This is a genomic window from Pseudoalteromonas sp. CF6-2, from assembly GCF_021729425.1.
In the GTDB taxonomy this organism is placed as follows: domain Bacteria; phylum Pseudomonadota; class Gammaproteobacteria; order Enterobacterales; family Alteromonadaceae; genus Pseudoalteromonas; species Pseudoalteromonas arabiensis.
This window is the reverse complement of the sequence record NZ_CP091442.1, coordinates 1,190,198-1,206,360: the sequence shown is the minus strand read 5'-3', so window position 1 is coordinate 1,206,360 and position 16,163 is coordinate 1,190,198. Positions and strand designations below refer to the sequence as shown.

Annotated in this window: 16 protein-coding genes; 5 read left to right on the top strand and 11 right to left on the bottom strand. The window is 41.6% G+C overall.

Going from position 1 to position 16,163, the window contains the following annotated elements:
- Nucleotides 1-27: 27 nt before the first annotated feature.
- The 6 genes from ispH to murJ form a co-directional block, all read right to left on the bottom strand.
- Entirely contained in the window at nt 28-957 is a 930-nt protein-coding gene (ispH, locus tag L3Q70_RS05515) for a 4-hydroxy-3-methylbut-2-enyl diphosphate reductase (protein ID WP_062570515.1), read from the bottom strand.
- The gene (gene fkpB, locus L3Q70_RS05510) at nt 957-1,397 is read right to left on the bottom strand and encodes an FKBP-type peptidyl-prolyl cis-trans isomerase (RefSeq protein ID WP_062570514.1); all 441 of its coding nucleotides are present in this window, start codon (nt 1,395-1,397) and stop codon (nt 957-959) included. The genes ispH and fkpB overlap by 1 nt, the downstream gene beginning before the upstream one ends.
- Nucleotides 1,394-1,894 (bottom strand): signal peptidase II, encoded by a 501-nt coding sequence (gene lspA / locus L3Q70_RS05505; protein ID WP_062570513.1) that lies wholly within the window; start codon nt 1,892-1,894, stop codon nt 1,394-1,396. Before lspA ends, fkpB begins: the two co-directional genes overlap by 4 nt.
- A gap of 9 nt (nt 1,895-1,903) precedes the next feature.
- Complete coding sequence (ileS, locus tag L3Q70_RS05500; RefSeq protein WP_237115035.1) at nt 1,904-4,729, bottom strand: isoleucine--tRNA ligase; 2,826 nt, start codon at nt 4,727-4,729, stop codon at nt 1,904-1,906.
- A gap of 25 nt (nt 4,730-4,754) precedes the next feature.
- Nucleotides 4,755-5,681, bottom strand: coding sequence for a bifunctional riboflavin kinase/FAD synthetase (gene ribF / locus L3Q70_RS05495; RefSeq protein ID WP_062570511.1), 927 nt, complete (start codon nt 5,679-5,681; stop codon nt 4,755-4,757).
- Nucleotides 5,682-5,753: 72 nt separating this feature from the next.
- Nucleotides 5,754-7,334, bottom strand: coding sequence for a murein biosynthesis integral membrane protein MurJ (gene murJ / locus L3Q70_RS05490; RefSeq protein WP_267145286.1), 1,581 nt, complete (start codon nt 7,332-7,334; stop codon nt 5,754-5,756).
- Between the two features lie 242 nt (nt 7,335-7,576).
- Between murJ and rpsT the strand changes: the two genes are divergently transcribed.
- Nucleotides 7,577-7,837, top strand: a complete 261-nt coding sequence (gene rpsT, locus L3Q70_RS05485) for a 30S ribosomal protein S20 (RefSeq protein WP_036967030.1) — start codon at nt 7,577-7,579, stop codon at nt 7,835-7,837.
- A gap of 84 nt (nt 7,838-7,921) precedes the next feature.
- On the opposite strand, the gene L3Q70_RS05480 is transcribed toward rpsT, so the two are convergent.
- Entirely contained in the window at nt 7,922-8,305 is a 384-nt protein-coding gene (locus tag L3Q70_RS05480; RefSeq protein WP_062570510.1) for a response regulator, read from the bottom strand.
- Between the two features lie 166 nt (nt 8,306-8,471).
- Between L3Q70_RS05480 and L3Q70_RS05475 the strand changes: the two genes are divergently transcribed.
- The 3 genes from L3Q70_RS05475 (at nt 8,472) to smrA (ending at nt 10,255) form a co-directional block, all read left to right on the top strand.
- Entirely contained in the window at nt 8,472-8,915 is a 444-nt protein-coding gene (locus L3Q70_RS05475) for a hypothetical protein (RefSeq protein WP_062570509.1), read from the top strand.
- A gap of 101 nt (nt 8,916-9,016) precedes the next feature.
- A complete protein-coding gene (locus L3Q70_RS05470; RefSeq protein WP_062570799.1) occupies nt 9,017-9,262 on the top strand; it encodes a hypothetical protein in 246 nt (81 codons plus the stop codon).
- A 411-nt stretch (nt 9,263-9,673) separates the two neighbouring features.
- Entirely contained in the window at nt 9,674-10,255 is a 582-nt protein-coding gene (gene smrA, locus L3Q70_RS05465; RefSeq protein WP_130151240.1) for a DNA endonuclease SmrA, read from the top strand.
- 39 nt (nt 10,256-10,294) lie between these two features.
- Here the strand turns inward: smrA and L3Q70_RS20325 are convergent, their stop codons facing one another.
- Both L3Q70_RS20325 and L3Q70_RS05460 read right to left on the bottom strand, forming a co-directional pair.
- Nucleotides 10,295-10,429, bottom strand: coding sequence for a hypothetical protein (locus tag L3Q70_RS20325; protein WP_265589664.1), 135 nt, complete (start codon nt 10,427-10,429; stop codon nt 10,295-10,297).
- 92 nt (nt 10,430-10,521) lie between these two features.
- A complete protein-coding gene (locus L3Q70_RS05460) occupies nt 10,522-11,442 on the bottom strand; it encodes a glyoxylate/hydroxypyruvate reductase A (protein WP_237115034.1) in 921 nt (306 codons plus the stop codon).
- A gap of 124 nt (nt 11,443-11,566) precedes the next feature.
- On the opposite strand from L3Q70_RS05460, the gene L3Q70_RS05455 reads away from it, so the two are divergent.
- On the top strand, nt 11,567-13,282 hold the full coding sequence (locus L3Q70_RS05455; protein WP_193988572.1) for a lysophospholipid acyltransferase family protein: 1,716 nt from the start codon (nt 11,567-11,569) through the stop codon (nt 13,280-13,282).
- A gap of 75 nt (nt 13,283-13,357) precedes the next feature.
- On the opposite strand, the gene dapE is transcribed toward L3Q70_RS05455, so the two are convergent.
- Nucleotides 13,358-14,524: a succinyl-diaminopimelate desuccinylase gene (gene dapE / locus L3Q70_RS05450; RefSeq protein ID WP_237115033.1), complete on the bottom strand. Its 1,167-nt coding sequence runs from the start codon at nt 14,522-14,524 to the stop codon at nt 13,358-13,360.
- A gap of 70 nt (nt 14,525-14,594) precedes the next feature.
- Nucleotides 14,595-16,013 (bottom strand): MATE family efflux transporter, encoded by a 1,419-nt coding sequence (locus tag L3Q70_RS05445; protein WP_237115032.1) that lies wholly within the window; start codon nt 16,011-16,013, stop codon nt 14,595-14,597.
- Nucleotides 16,014-16,163: the final 150 nt, after the last annotated feature.

Below are 16,163 nucleotides of genomic sequence, written 5' to 3'. Positions count from 1 at the left end.
TTTTTTGTTCACAGTTATCCGCTTAGATTAGCGTAGCTCAACAGGAACGGCAAATACTATATTTTCTTCTTCACCAGGGTTTTCAACAACTTGATTACCGCCTAGCTCTTTCAGGCGCGCAATAACTTGCTGAACCAAAACCTCGGGTGCAGATGCGCCGGCAGTAACACCCACCGCATTTACATTGTTGAACCAATCCGCTTCAACGTTACTTGCATCATCAATCAAATGCGCCTTAGTGCCCATTTTATCAGCAAGCTCGCGTAGACGGTTTGAGTTAGAGCTATTTTTTGCTCCCACAACAAGTAATACATCCACTTTATCCGCTAGATCACGGACTGCGTCTTGACGGTTTTGCGTTGCGTAACAAATATCATCTTTGCGTGGGCCATCAATGGCTGGAAACTTAGCACGTAGTGCATCAATCACATCTGCCGTATCATCCACTGATAATGTCGTTTGGCTACAGTAAAATAGGTTTTCAGGGTTTTTAACGCTCAGCTTTTCGACATCTTCAGGGGTTTCTACTAAGTAAATACCACCCGCTTCGTTGTCGTACTGACCCATGGTGCCTTCAACTTCAGGATGCCCGTGGTGGCCAATCAACACACACTCTATGCCTTTTTTACTCGCACGCGTTACTTCCATATGAACTTTAGTGACCAGCGGACAGGTTGCATCAAACACTTTTAATTCACGGCGTTTTGCTTCGTTACGAACAGCTTGCGATACACCATGGGCACTAAAAATAACAATGCTATCGTCAGGCACTTGGTCAAGTTCTTCAACAAAAACAGCACCACGATTTTTTAAACCATCAACCACATAACGATTATGCACAACTTCATGGCGTACATAGATAGGCTTTTCGAAGATATCGAGTGCACGCTCAACAATACTAATTGCACGATCCACTCCGGCACAAAAACCGCGCGGATTGGCTAATAAAATATCCATCAGCCCGCTACCTCTAAAATCTCAACTTCAAAAGTCAAACGTTGACCTGCCAAAGGGTGGTTAAAATCAATCGTTACAGACTCACCTTGTACTTCACGAACAAGACCAGGTAATTCAGTACCGTCTGGTTGAGTAAACGCGATTATATTGCCAACTTCAGCTGGGGTATCGGCACCAAACTTGCTGCGGTCAACATAATAAATGTTATCAGGATTAGGTTGACCAAATGCATCCTCTGGCTCAAGTTCAAAAGATTTATTGTCACCTGCCGCTAAACCTAACAAACATTTTTCAAAGTTCTCTGTTAGGCTTCCGTCACCCATTCGCAATTTAGCTGGTTTATTATGAACTTTAGTAGAATCGGCTGCTGAGCCATCTTCTAACTTAATCGAGAAATGAAAGATCACTTCAGAGTTATTACCAATTACTGCTTGGCTCATGCTTTTTGCTCCTTAGGACTTTCGCCTGTGAAGGCATCAAATAAAAGTAATGCGGCACCAATACAAATGGCACAATCGGCAATATTAAAAACAGGGAAGTGCCAGTTTTCATAATAGACGTGCAAGAAGTCAATGACATAACCATAAGCAATACGGTCGTATAAATTGCCAATAGCCCCTGCTAACACTAATGCATATGCTGAGCACAGTACCTTGTTTGTTGCTGGTAAGCGTTTAAGCCACCATACTAAAAGTACACTGATCGACACAGCAATCAGACTAAAAAACCAGCGTTGCCAACCTCCAGAGTCACTTAAAAAGCTAAAAGCGGCACCATAGTTATGTACATAAGTGAAATTAAAAAAAGGCAGAATATCGATTGACTCTTTGTAGGCCATGGTATTAACGACAAGTGTTTTTGTCGCATGGTCTACTACTAAAAGTAGTAGACTCAGCCATAACCAAACCAAGCCACTTTTTCCGGCTAGTTTGCTCACAAACAACTCCTATGCGAACTGACGCTGTTCACCATCGCCGTCAACATTGCTTACACAACGGCCACAGATTTCAGGATGAGCAGGGTTAGCACCTACATCATCACAGTAATGCCAACAACGCTCACATTTTTCAGCGGTTGTTGCAGCGACTTTAATGAATAGGCCATCAATCTCAGTCGCCTGAGTACCTTCAGGCTGCGCTGTTACAGTTTCAACGGTGACGCCTGACGTTAATAATACAAAGCGTAGTTCATCACCTAACGCAGCTAATTTCGCGCTTAACTCTTCACTTGCGTAGATGCTTACGTTTGCTTGTAAAGTTGCACCAATAACGTCTTCTTTACGAGCCGCTTCTAGTACACGGTTTACTTCATCACGCACATTTAAAATTGTTAACCAATCGTCGTTGCTGAACTTACCTTCCGAAGAGGCTTTTAAGCCATCGTACCACACCGAAGTGAACACAAAGTTATCACGCTCGCCTGGTAGTGCTTCCCAAATCTCTTGTGCTGTGAAGCTTAAGATTGGTGCCATCCAACGCGTCATTGCTTCAGCAATATGGTAAAGCGCTGTTTGACATGAACGACGTGCATGGCTATCGCTTTTCGCTGTGTACTGACGGTCTTTGATTACATCTAGGTAGAACGAACCAAGCTCACCAGTACAGAAGTTCATAAGCTTTTGCGTTACCAGCAGCATTTGGTACTTGTCGTAAGCTGCTAAGATTTCATCTTGAAGCTCGGCTGCACGGCCAACAATCCAACGGTCAAGCTCAACCATGTCTTCAATGGCAACTTGATCGGTTTTTGGATCAAAGCCATTTAGATTGGCAAGTAAGTAACGGCTGGTGTTACGGATACGACGGTAACGGTCAGCTGAACGTTTAAAAATTTCGTCAGATACAGTCATTTCTGCTGTAAAGTCAGTTGAGGCAACCCATAAACGTAAGATGTCAGCGCCTAGTTTGTTCATCACGTTTTGTGGTGAAATAACGTTCCCTAATGACTTGGACATCTTACGGCCGTTTTCATCAACCGTGAAACCATGTGTTAAGACTTGCTTATACGGCGCATGGCCATTGATAGCAACCGATGTCATCATAGACGACATAAACCAACCACGGTGTTGATCAGAACCTTCTAAGTAAAGATCAGCAGGACCTGTTAAATCATCACGCGCATCAACCACACAGGCATGAGTCACGCCTGAATCAAACCATACATCTAGCGTATCTTGTACTTTCATGTACTGCTCAGCGTCATCGCCAAGTAATGTTGCAGGGTCTAAATCATACCAAGCTTGAATACCTGATTTTTCAACCAGTTTTGCCGCTTCTTCGATTAACTCTTGGGTATTTGGGTGAAGCGCACCGGTGTCTTTATCAACGAATAGTGCAATTGGCACACCCCATGTACGTTGACGTGAAATACACCAATCAGGACGGCCTTCAACCATGTTGGCAATGCGGCTTTCGCCCCACTCCGGTAACCACTCAGTCTTTTTGATTTCGTTTAATGAATCTTGACGAAGGTTAGCTTGATCCATACTGACGAACCACTGCGGCGTAGCACGGAAGATGATTGGCGTTTTATGACGCCAGCAATGTGGGTAGCTATGTGTTAATGCATGGTGGTGTAATAGCGCATTGTTTTCAGTTAATACGTCAATGACGCTCGCATTTGCTTTAAATACGTGCTGACCAGCAAACATTGGTGTGTCAGGTAAGTAAACACCGTTAGCACCAACCGGGTTAGCTACTTCTAAACCATAAGCAAGACCCGCTGCGAAATCTTCTTGACCGTGGCCAGGCGCAGTATGAACAACACCGGTACCAGAATCAGTCGTTACGTGATCAGCAACAATAACTGGCACTGTGAAGTCATAGAATGGGTGAGCAACCTGTAAATTCTCAAGTGCAGCACCTTTTACATAACCTAGTACGTGATAATGCTTAAAGCCATAACGATCCATAGCATCTTTAACTAGCTCAGAACCTAAAATTAGACGCTGCTGTGCACCTTCATCGTCAATTTGAACAAGGGCATACTCAAGTTTTTCATGAACAGCTACTGCACGGTTAGCAGGTAATGTCCATGGTGTTGTAGTCCAGATTGCGGTGCTAACAGTACCCGTGCCTTTATGGCCATCTGCTAGTTCAAATGCGTTAATAACAGCATCTTGGTCAGCAAATTCAAAACGTACATCAATTGCTGGCGACTGTTTATCTTGGTATTCAACCTCTGCTTCAGCAAGCGCTGAACCACAATCTGTACACCAGTGAACAGGCTTAGCACCTTTGTGTAAGTGACCATTTTTAATAATGCGACCAAGTACACGAATTGCATTCGCTTCAAAGTCGAAATTCATTGTTAAGTAAGGCTTATCCCAATCACCAAATACACCTAAGCGTTTAAAGTCTGTTTTTTGACCTTCAACTTGCTTTTTAGCATATTCGCGACATTTTTCACGGAACTCAGCAGCCGACACTTTCACGCCTGGCTTGCCTACTTTCTTTTCAACCATTAATTCAATTGGTAAACCGTGACAATCCCAACCTGGCACATAAGGCGCATCAAAGTCAGACAAGGTTTTTGACTTAACAATAATATCTTTAAGAATTTTGTTTACCGAGTGGCCTAAATGGATATCACCGTTTGCATACGGAGGGCCGTCATGCAAAATGAAGGTTTTTTTACCTTTTTTAGCGCTGCGAATTTGACCATAAAGATCGTCTTCATACCATGTCTTAAGCATTTTTGGTTCACGTTGTGCCAAATTGCCGCGCATTGGAAACGCTGTTTCCGGTAAATTCAAAGTATGTTTGTAGTCGCTCATTAATCCTACTTTCCGTATCGGCTACCTAATTTAAACCAAAACACTGCTTCGCGGCGGTTACATCATCTGCAATCTGCGCCGTCAGTTGTGTTAATGTCTCGAATTTTTTCTCATCGCGAAGCTTCTTAATCAGCTCCACGTGCATAAATTGTCCGTAAATATCTTGCGCAAAGTCAAAAAGGTGTACTTCTAACAATGCGCGTGTTCCATTAAATGTGGGTTTGTTGCCAATATTTGCAACCCCAAATAGTTCTTTATTGCCAACAGTTGTTCGTACCGCAAACACGCCATTTACAGGACATACTTGGCGTTTTAAAGCAATGTTTGCTGTTCTAAACCCTAGTTCACGGCCTTTTGCCCAGCCATGAATAACACGTCCAGATATCGCATAGCCATGACCTAACATGGTTTTTGCATCTTCTAATTGCCCTGCAGCAAGTGCTTGGCGAATAAGGGTACTGCTTACTCTATCATTGAGTCGGCGAAAACTGGCGGTACTTTTCACATCCATATTTAACTCAGTGCCCATGCTTTTTAGTAGTGAAAAGTCACCGCGGCGACGCTTACCAAAACAAAAATCATCGCCCACGGTCAGTGCTTTGACACCCAACTTTTCAACCAAAACTTGGCTTACAAACTGTTCCGCTTCCATATTTGCAAACTGCTGATTAAAACTAATGCAAATCACTCGCTCAACACCTAACTTTGCAAGTAAACTTAGCTTATCACGAAGTCGGGTTAAACGCGCTGGCGCATTATCCTTGGCAAAAAACTCTTGCGGCTGAGGCTCAAATAACATCACAGTACTTGGTAGTTGATGTTTCTGTGCGTCTTGTAGCAAGCCTTTTATCACTTCTGCATGACCTAAATGCACACCATCAAAGTTACCAATGGTCAACACACAGCCGTAATGCTGCGCGCGTATATTGTGAATACCTCTAATTAACTCCATGCCACCTTTTTGCCTTTATCAGCGAGCCCAAACACAGGTATCGGGCGTGAAACGCCGATTATAATCTTTTTTTTAGTTTGATTCAGTAGTTGCAACACTTTTTATCGTATTTAGTCGAATTCCCATTACAAACAGAGAAGAAAAGTACACCAATGCGGCTAACACGAGTAACCCTGCAAGTAACGAAACTTGCTCCATAAAGTGCCAAGTCTGCCAAGCAAAGCGCTGCCCGACATACCATACTACAGCCGCCATAAATACACTAGAAAACAAACACTTAAAACTAAATCTAAGGCTCATACCTGAAAACTGATAAACCCCTTCTTTGTGCAACTGGCGATACAGCAAATACGCGTTACAGCTTGCCGACATAGACGTGGCCAGCGCCAACCCTAAATAACCAATAAACGGGGCTAGCATAATATTAAAAAGCATATTAAGCACTAACGTTTTAATGCCAATTTTAACAGGCGTTTTCGTGTCCTGACGTGAATAGAAACCAGGTGCTAACACCTTAATCAGCATGAAACTAACTAAGCCAACCGAATAAGCCATTACGCCATAACTTACCGCTTGAACATGATCTATCTCTCCATTTTGAAATGCCCCATGATCGAAAAGTACGGTGATGATTAAAGGGCTTATCACCATCAAGCCAAACATGGCAGGTAAGCCTAAAAAGATTACAAAGCGCACTCCCCAATCTAGCGTGTGCTGAAAATCACGTGTGCTTTTCGTGCTATGAAGTTTAGATAGTGCGGGTAAAATCACCGTCGCAATACCAATGCCGAATAGACCAAGAGGAAACTCAATCAACCTGTCAGAATAGTAGAGCCACGCAATAGAACCCGTCATTAACATTGAAGCTATCATGGTATCGAGCAACAAGTTTATTTGACTAATAGAGACGCCAAATAACGCTGGCAGCATTAGTTTTCGTACTTTTTTAACGTTTTCATCTTGCCAAGCCCATTGAGGACGGCTCAGCATACGGGCACGATACAAAAACGGTAACTGAAACAGTAGCTGCACTAAACCACCAACAAACACGCCTATCGCAAGTGCATATGCACCCACTGAAAACTGATCATGCAGAAAAATAGCGCAAGTGATAATGGATATATTTAAAAGTACTGGGGTAAACGCCGCCACTGCAAAACGATTGTATACATTCATCACAGCACCGCTTAAAGCAACTAAACTAACAAAAAATAAATACGGAAAAGTGAGTTTTAAAAGCGCGCTTGCCAGCTCGAACTTTCCAGCATCTTCTCCTCCTTGCCACCAATCTATAAACCAACCGGTGCCAAACAGTGCGGCAATCACTGGCGAGGCAATCACACCAAATAAAGTTACAACGAGCAAAATTGTCCCTAGGGTGCCAGCAGCTTGAGCGACAAATAATCTTACTTTATCGTCACCTTGCTGCTCTTTAATATCAGACAAAACAGGTACAAACGCTTGTGCAAACGCCCCTTCAGCAAATAAACGGCGCAAAAAGTTAGGAATTCGGTTAGCAAATAAAAACACATCAGCAGCTGCACTTGCCCCCAATAAATTGGCTACAACTGCATCACGTACTAGTCCTAAAATACGCGAGATCATCGTCATTGCACTGACAATCATCCCAGAACGAAATAATCCTTTTGCCACCCTAAACCTACGAATAAAAACTTCTAAGATGGGCGATTATGCCTAAAATATCTTTAAAGCACTAGGCTCGAACTCGACCCTTTGTTACAATGGCGATATTAACTGCTAAAGCGGCAAATTGATGTTCGTTATAAGGAGCAGTTTTTCTTGAGATGTCAAAATTTCGTTGACATTCATGATAAAAACAGGCATATTCCACGGCCTTTAAATTAAGCTTATTTTAAGATTGTTAGGAGCAAACCTTGGCTAACATCAAGTCTGCAAAAAAACGCGCTATTACGAGCGAAAAAAATCGTCAACATAACGCAAGCCGTCGTTCAATGATGCGCACTTACTTCAAAAAAGTAGTTGCTGCAATTGAAGCGGGCGACAAAGAAGCTGCACAAGCGGCATTCGCTGTTGCAACACCTATCCTAGACCGTTACGCAACTAAAGGTCTAATCCACAAGAACAAAGCAGCTCGTCATAAGAGCCGTTTAGCAGCTAAAATCAAAGCGCTATAATTTGTTTTTGATGAATATAAAAACCGGCCTATGCCGGTTTTTTTTTACCTTACTTTTAATAGCCTAAGTAGAAGTGTTCCTCGGCTAAACGATCTCTAGATCTGGGTAGAATTTTTTCAACATAGCCGCAATCTTTTTAGGTGTAAATGGCTTAACAACAAAACCCTTAGCGCCTTTTTCAATTGCTTCTTTTACATTTTCAACCGTAGAGTGAGCTGACACCATCACCACATTCGCCTCTGGCGATATTTCATTAATTTGTGAAATAATCTCCTTACCATCACCATCGGGTAGCTCTATATCTAAGAAAATAATATTGAACTCTTTTTCTCTACATACACTTAAGCACTGTGCAGCCGTTGAAGCCTCTCGCACATTATCAATACCTAAGTGCATTAGCGTTTGACTTAAAAAACTGCGGACAGTCCCCACATCGTCCACAATTAAAATTGAAAGCTGCGTATCCATACTATTCCTCTTAATATTTAAAGATAAACACTAATTGCATGTTGAAATGCACCTTTTACGCAAATTAGGACAATCAATGTTATATGATCTGAATTTAACTATTATATCAAAAACTTCGTTATAATCTCATTATAGAGACCTATAAATAAAAGGCCAGATAAGCTTTATGTCTAAAAATGTAAAAAAACAATCTTTACTTGGGCAGCAACCCGCTCGCAAGAAACCAGTCCCTAGCAAACGACCAAAAACAATAAGCAAGCCTCAGACACCCACGCAGCCAATACAACAAACCGTAGCAGAGCCTACTGTAAAGAAAAGTCCGGCCCGTTGGTACATTTTAGCAGTCGTATTATTAATTTTGCTTATCACTCCTAAACCAATTCTTATCACCTACGAGAAACTAGGCATGGTATCGCAAAGTGTCTTCTGGCCTGGCATATTTGGCTACGGAGCCAACGTGTTTGACTCTACACTAATCCCACGTGCAGACCTTAGCCGTAATACTATTTATTTGTGCCAAGACAAACGCGACCCTAACAGCTGTCAGAAATACCGCATTACCGATCAAAGTGGCTTTTTTGCTGTAATAAAAAAGCTAGCCATGGATTAAAAAATCTAATCCGAAAACAATAAAATTACTTGGTTGAAAACTGTGCAAAAGATCACCATAATGGCGCTCCTTTTTCAACACAGACACTATTAGATACGACCATGCTAAACGAGCTAGATTGGCTTTTAAACTTAACGTTACTTGCACTAGGATTAGGTGCTTTCTTTATTAATCAGTTAAATTTACTGCGTTTTGCAGCGATTAGCGCGTGTAGTTTATTATTTTTATCGTTTAGTCTAGATCTGATGTCATCGAGTGTGATCTCAAATATGAGCTTAGTGTTGATCAACACATTTTATTTATTCAAGGTTTACACATTTGGCCAATTGAATATCAACCAAGGTTAAACTTCTCCTAAGATAAATTGATAGAACAGGTTATCCTACCTATCATTGTTTATGCCCAAACAGCCATCTGTTTGGGCTTTTTTTTACTTACAAAATAACTGAACTGATATACCATATACAGCGTATATATACCCAAGCCACCTCAAGATGCAGAATTCAGCGTTTCACAGGTGCTTAATATCAAGGCGTTACTTTGCAAGAATGGTGGTCCCTTTTAAGAAGTAACAACGATGAGAGTAAGTGCCTGTGAAACGCCCAGAGGGTTGGTTTAAAAGCGATTTATACTGCGTTATTGATTTTAACAATAGAACCACTATTATTTGCAATCAATGCCTTGCCTAAATCGCTTTTAATTCCAACTGAAACTCGCACCTTGAGGTGGTTTGGGTATAGATAATTTTGGGGTGCCTTATGTCATTAGACGACTTCGACTTATTTCTTATGTCAATGGAAGATGTTAAACCTCTTAAACACGACACAGTAAAACTCAAAAGCACTAAGCAAGGCCCGTCACTTGCTCAGCAAGAAAAACGCAAAGCTGCTGAGTGCGATTTATCTGTAGATGAGAATTATCTACAGAGCGAGTATGTGGAGCTATTAGACCCCCATGCCGTTTTAAGCTTTAAAAATGAAGGTGTGCAAGCACAAGTTTTTAAAAACCTGCGATTAGCTAAATACCAGCTAGATGCGACTCTAGATTTACATGGCCAACCTCTTCAACGTGCAAGAACGACGCTTCTTACATTTATTGATGACTGTCATAAACGCAACATACGGGTAGTGTTAGTTCGCCATGGTATTGGCATTAAAAACAAATCTAAACCAGGAATATTAAAAAGTTACACAAATAAATGGCTACAAGAAATTCCATCTGTACTCGCCTTTCATAGCGCACTCAAACACCATGGAGGGAATGGCGCAACTTATGTGTTGCTGAAAAAGTCGGATGAAAAAAAGCACGAAAACAGAGAGATCCACTCTAAAAGAAGCTAGGCAGTTGGTGCACATCCACTTTGTGCACCAATAACACGATTATTTTTGGTTACTTACTACTGGTTGAACATGCGCTTCACTTGCATTCGCTTGATTAAACCATGCAGAGACACCTAAAACGATGACTGACACAATGACTAGACTAAATTTCGCCCCATTTTGGTTAGATTTCATAACGCCTCTTCTTATTATTGTTTATTGTACTTACCCAGCATAACAAAGTTACAGATGTTAACAAGACGTTTGATAAATTAATTCACACTTTGTCAATAACCTTTTGCTCTATCAACCTTATTAATTAGCTCTTCCCCGCAAATTAATCTTTTAACATTAGTCGCGATTTGTTTAACTACACTGTTAATATCAGATAAAGCAGCGCAATGGGGCGTTAACGTAATCTTGTCATGAGACCAGTATGGATGCTTTTTATCTAGAGGCTCCTGAGTGAATACATCCAATGTGGCTGCACGTATTTTATTACTATCTAGCGCCGAAATTAAATCTGTATCAATAACATGCTTACCTCTTGCCACATTAATGACAACCGCATGAGGAGGCAACATCGCTAATAGATCTTCATTAATAATACCCGCTGTATGCTGATTCAATGGTAATAAACATACTAGATAGTCAACCAAAGGAAGCATCTCATTAAGCCCTTGCTGTGTGTGATAGCAGCTAACCTCTGGATGCTGCTTTTCACTGTTTGACCATGCACTCACTTTAAAGCCATTTGCTACTAACTTCATCGCTGCCGCCTTGCCTAGCTCGCCGAAGCCTAAAATACCCACATGTTGATGTGCATACGCGCGCTTTGGCTTCCAAGTGCTGGCTGATTGTTTTAAATAATATTCTTTGAGCCTAAGCTTGTGTGCCAATACGTGGGTCAACACATACTCTGCCATATCATTTGCAAGATTATCATCAACAATTCTAACAACGGGAACATGCGCTGCTATCGCTGACAAATCGATGCTATCGACACCAGCCCCAAATGAAGACACGGCTTTTAAATTTACCAGCTTAGGCCATAAATCAGAAGGTGCATTCCAGGCAAGCACAAACTCTACTGCTTCATAGTTGGAACACTCAGACCAAAGCTGCACGTCAACCTCAGGTAATAACGCTTGTAATCGAGCAATTAATTGGCTGCAATCTCGACCTGTTACAGCTACAAGTAAAATCATTGTATTCTCCATATTTTGAACCGCTCTCAAAGCGCTCTTTAAAAAGTCACACAACTGCAACCTAACTGTCACAGCAAACTCTTACTCTAACCTCATCGCTGAATGCGTTTATGTTGAGGTTTGTATGATCAGTGTCGATAAAGTAATAGAAGCAAATTTACCACAGTTAGAAAATTCACCAAAAGTAAAAGGCTTAGTTAAAAAAGGCCTCGGTTACTTGCTACACGAGCAGGAATTTGTTGCCTTTGGTGATGCATACCCACATTTACAAGGGCTTGAATTTGTTGAGCAGGTTCTTGATGAGCTAGACTTTGACACACGCTACAAGCCAAAGCAAATAGAACACATTCCCAGTGAGGGTAACGTCGTTATTGTGGCAAATCACCCTATCGGCTCACTCGATGCATTAGCATTAGTTAAGGTTTTATCAAGCGTGCGACCAGATTTAAAAGTGGTTGCCAACCGCATGCTGATGTCTATCACCCCTATGCACTCTTTACTACTCCCTGTTGATAACCTTTCTGGCACCAGTAAAAAGAAAGAACTGGCTAATATCCAACAGCATTTAAAGTCGGATGGTGCGCTATTAATTTTCCCAGCAGGCGAAGTATCTCGCTTAAGCCCCACAGGAATTAAGGACTGTAAGTGGAACAGTGGCTTTTTACGCATGGCCAAAAAAGCCAACGCCCCTATTTTGCCGATTTACATTAAAGCGAAAAATAGTCCTTTGTTTTACGGCACTTCCATGATTTATAAACCGTTAGCGAGTTTGTTGTTAGTAAAAGAAATGTTCAAACAACGTCAAAAATCATTAGAGTTTGAAATTGGTGCTTCAATTCCACCTGAATCATATTTAATTGAAAATTTAAAAGATAAAGAAATCGCGCAGCTAATAAGAAAGCAATTATATCGACTTGTCACTAAAAAACCGCTGCCTTTGAAAACTCAAACACCTATAGCAAGCCCAGAAGCAACTAAAGATCTAAAAAAGGCCATTGAAGAGTGTGAACTATTGGGTGAAACATCAGATGGTATGAAAATCTACTTATATCAATACTGCGGTAGCTCGCCGATTTTCCGTGAGCTAGGACGACTGCGCGAAATTGCGTTTCGGGCAGTCGGGGAAGGCAGTGGTAAACGTCGAGATATAGATAAATACGACATGGATTATCAGCATCTTGTTTTATGGGATGCAAAGCAGCTTGAATTAGTGGGTGCATATAGACTCGCCTGTGCACAAGACATCATTGAGAAACATGGCCGCAAAGGTCTATACACTGACAGCCTATTTAACTACAGCGATGACATGGCACCTTATTTTGAAAAAGGCATTGAACTTGGCCGTAGCTTCGTGCAACCAAAGTACTGGGGTAGAAAGAGCCTTGATTATTTATGGTTCGGCATTGGTGCATTTGTGAATCGCTACCCACAATACCGTTATTTATTTGGTGCAGTGAGTGTGTCAAACGCACTCCCCGAGCAAGCAAAGTCGCTACTGGTTCATTATTACCAACATTATTATGGGGCAGAGCAACTATTGGCGATTCCTAATAATGAATTTCGTCATACCGAACAACAAAAAGAGCAATGTGCTCAGCTATTTATGGGTAATGATATTAAAGAGGACTTTGTTGAGTTAAAACATGTACTCGCCAATATTGGCGCACAAGTCCCGACCTTGTTCAAACAATATACCGAGCTTTGTGAGCCAGGTGGTGTGCAGTTTTTAAGCTTTAGTATCGACCCTGAATTTAACAATTGTATTGATGGTTTAGTGCTTGTTGATTTAGATAAAGTTAAACCGAGTAAGGCCAAGCGATACTTAGGTCAGTCACGCTAAAAATAATTCCTACCATATTATAAAAACAAAGAAGTCGGCATTTATTGGCGGCTTCTTTGTTTTAAAAATGAGTCTTCAGCTAAAAATATTGCGAAGTGCTGCGTAATAAATTTTTTCAATACACAGTAAATCAGTGATGGGAACATGTTCATTGACTTGGTGGATCGTGTTGTTACAAACCCCACACTCTATAACTTGGGTGTGCTCATTGGCAAAAAATCGCCCATCCGAAGTCCCCCCACTGGTACTGAGTAATGGAAAGTTACCTGTCACTTCAAGTACAGCTTGTTCCAGTTTATTCAACAAGCAATCTCGTGATTGATAAGCAGTGTAATAAGACTCACAAGGACGTTCCCATTGAATTTTTATCGTATCGGCAAGATCTGTAAGTGCAAATTGAATTTCTTTTTTCACATCAGTGCTTTTATAGCCATGACTATAGCGTACATTAAAAGTCAACTCGCATCTGGCGGGAACTAAATTATCGACTACGTTCGCAATATTAATACCGGTGACTTGGAGAGTAGTCGCTGAGCTAGCTTCATCTTTGTGCCAGCATATTGCAGTTAATCGTTTGACGACTTCGGCGCTTAAGTGTGCAGCATTGACTGTATTATCTGGGTAAGCGACATGCCCTGCTTTACCTTGGATTGATAAACGTGCCGATAAAGCACCACGACGACCATTCTTAATCGTATCCCCCACATGAAGGTGGCTTGTTGGCTCACCCACTAAGCAACCATCGAGCACAATGCCTTGTTTTGCTAATCGCTCAGCGATAAGCAACGATCCATATTCAGCTTCCCCTTCTTCATCCGAAGTAATTAGCCAATAGAAAGTTCCTTGCTTATCCTCGCTTTGAGTAACAAGCTTTTCTGTAGCGCATAGCATAGCCGCCACACCGCCTTTCATATCAGCAGCGCCACGACCATACACAGCACCATCAACAACGTGACCAGAAAAAGGATCAACTCGCCAATCCCCTTCGGCTGCGGGCACCACATCAATATGCCCAGAAAACGCCACCACAGGGCCGCTACCAAATGAAACTTTAGCAATTAAGTTAGTGACTTGGTTGAAAGTAAACACCTCACACTCGAACCCAAGTTGAGTCAGCTTTGTCGCAAGCCAATCAATCGCCCCCGCCTGTTGGGGAGTGACTGACTTAAATTGGATTAATGTTTGTAATGCTTTAACCACATCGCTGTGTGGCTGTAACTTTGGCGCGAGCTCTATACTCATAATAACCCCAGTTTTTTCACTATGTAGGGTTATTACAACTCGAAATTATGACTGCTGTGTGAAGATTAAATTAATGATTTCCTTCTTCTATTAAGGTCTCTTGCGTCACTTTAGCAATATCTTTGTCTTCTTCCGTTAATTTTGTACGTTGCCAACGTCCTGTTGAGAACCATGCATAGGTTATGAGTGCCACAAGTACATTCGTTAGAGCAAACGAGTACCAGATCCCTTGCGGACCAAGCGCCGTATGTTTTGATAAAATATACGCAGCTGGGAACTGAATAACACACTGCGCTAACAAAGAAACTATCATTGCATTGAGCATATTTCCTGATGCTCTAAAGGTTGCAACAACACAAAGTTGCACACCGATCCCGCCCCAAGTTAAACACATTTTACGAATGAACTCAGCACCACCTTTAATGACAGACGGATCATCAGGAATGAAAAAGGCAACTAAATATTCAGCAAATAAATAAGCAATTCCTCCCACCAGCGACAACCCAGTTAAGCCCCATATACAAGCAAGTCGCGTTATTTGTGCTGCTCGCTTTGGATTTCCAGCTCCCATGTTTTGACCTACCAAAGTAGACACCGCCATCGACAACCCCATTGCAGGGATCATCACCATTTGCAAAATATTCGAACCTACCCCATAAGAGGCCAATGTGTAGGTGCCAAAGCTGGCAACCAAAAATGACATGATTATCAGCCCAAATGCCCGTGCTGATAACTCAACGGAGCCTGGTGCTCCTAACAAGAAGGCTTGTTTCATATATTGCCAGTCAGGCTTAAAGCTCGACAGTTTTAATTGAATACCATGACGGCCCCGCAAAAAGACCCATACGCCAATTAGTGCCGCAAGACTCTGAGTAATAAGTGTTGCTAATGCAGCCCCCATCACCCCAAATCCTGAAAAACGGCCCCAGCCAAAAATCAACAATGGGTCAAGGGCAAAATTAAGTAATACAGTGCCACTAACAATAATAAGCGGAATTTTAGTTTGGCCAATTCCGCGCATTAACGCTTGAAACATTGCGTAAATGAATACAAAAACAACCCCTATAAAAGAGACATGCATAAACTTCAAAGCGTCGCCATAAACAGCCTGTTCAACACCAAGTAAAACTAAAAAATATGGGGACAGAAAATAACCAATCAAACCTAACACTGTTGCAGTGACTGTGACCATCAACATTGTTTGTGCAGCAACGTGGTTCACCTTATCCTGTAAGCCTGCTCCCATATACTGAGCGGATAAAATAGCCCCTGCCATTGCAAGACCTGAACCGATGGCTATCACTAAAAATGTGACAGGCATGCTCACAGACACAGCAGCGACTTGATCGGCGCCAAGTCGGCCAACCCAAAAGGCATCAGTAAGCTGATAAGCAGATTGCAAAATATTGATTAAGATGATCGGGATACCCAATTTCAACAGTGCTTTTGCTATCGAACCATGAAGAAATAAATGTTGAGTATCTGTCATTAAACACACCTAAAATTTTAAAAGCAGCTTATTGTATCAGACCTGCCTGAGTTTAAAGTGAACTCGAGTCAACCTTTTTTCTATGTACCTAATTAAAAACTTAATCTAAATCAAAAAATAGCTTCACTTTATTCAAACATTTTTGAAACT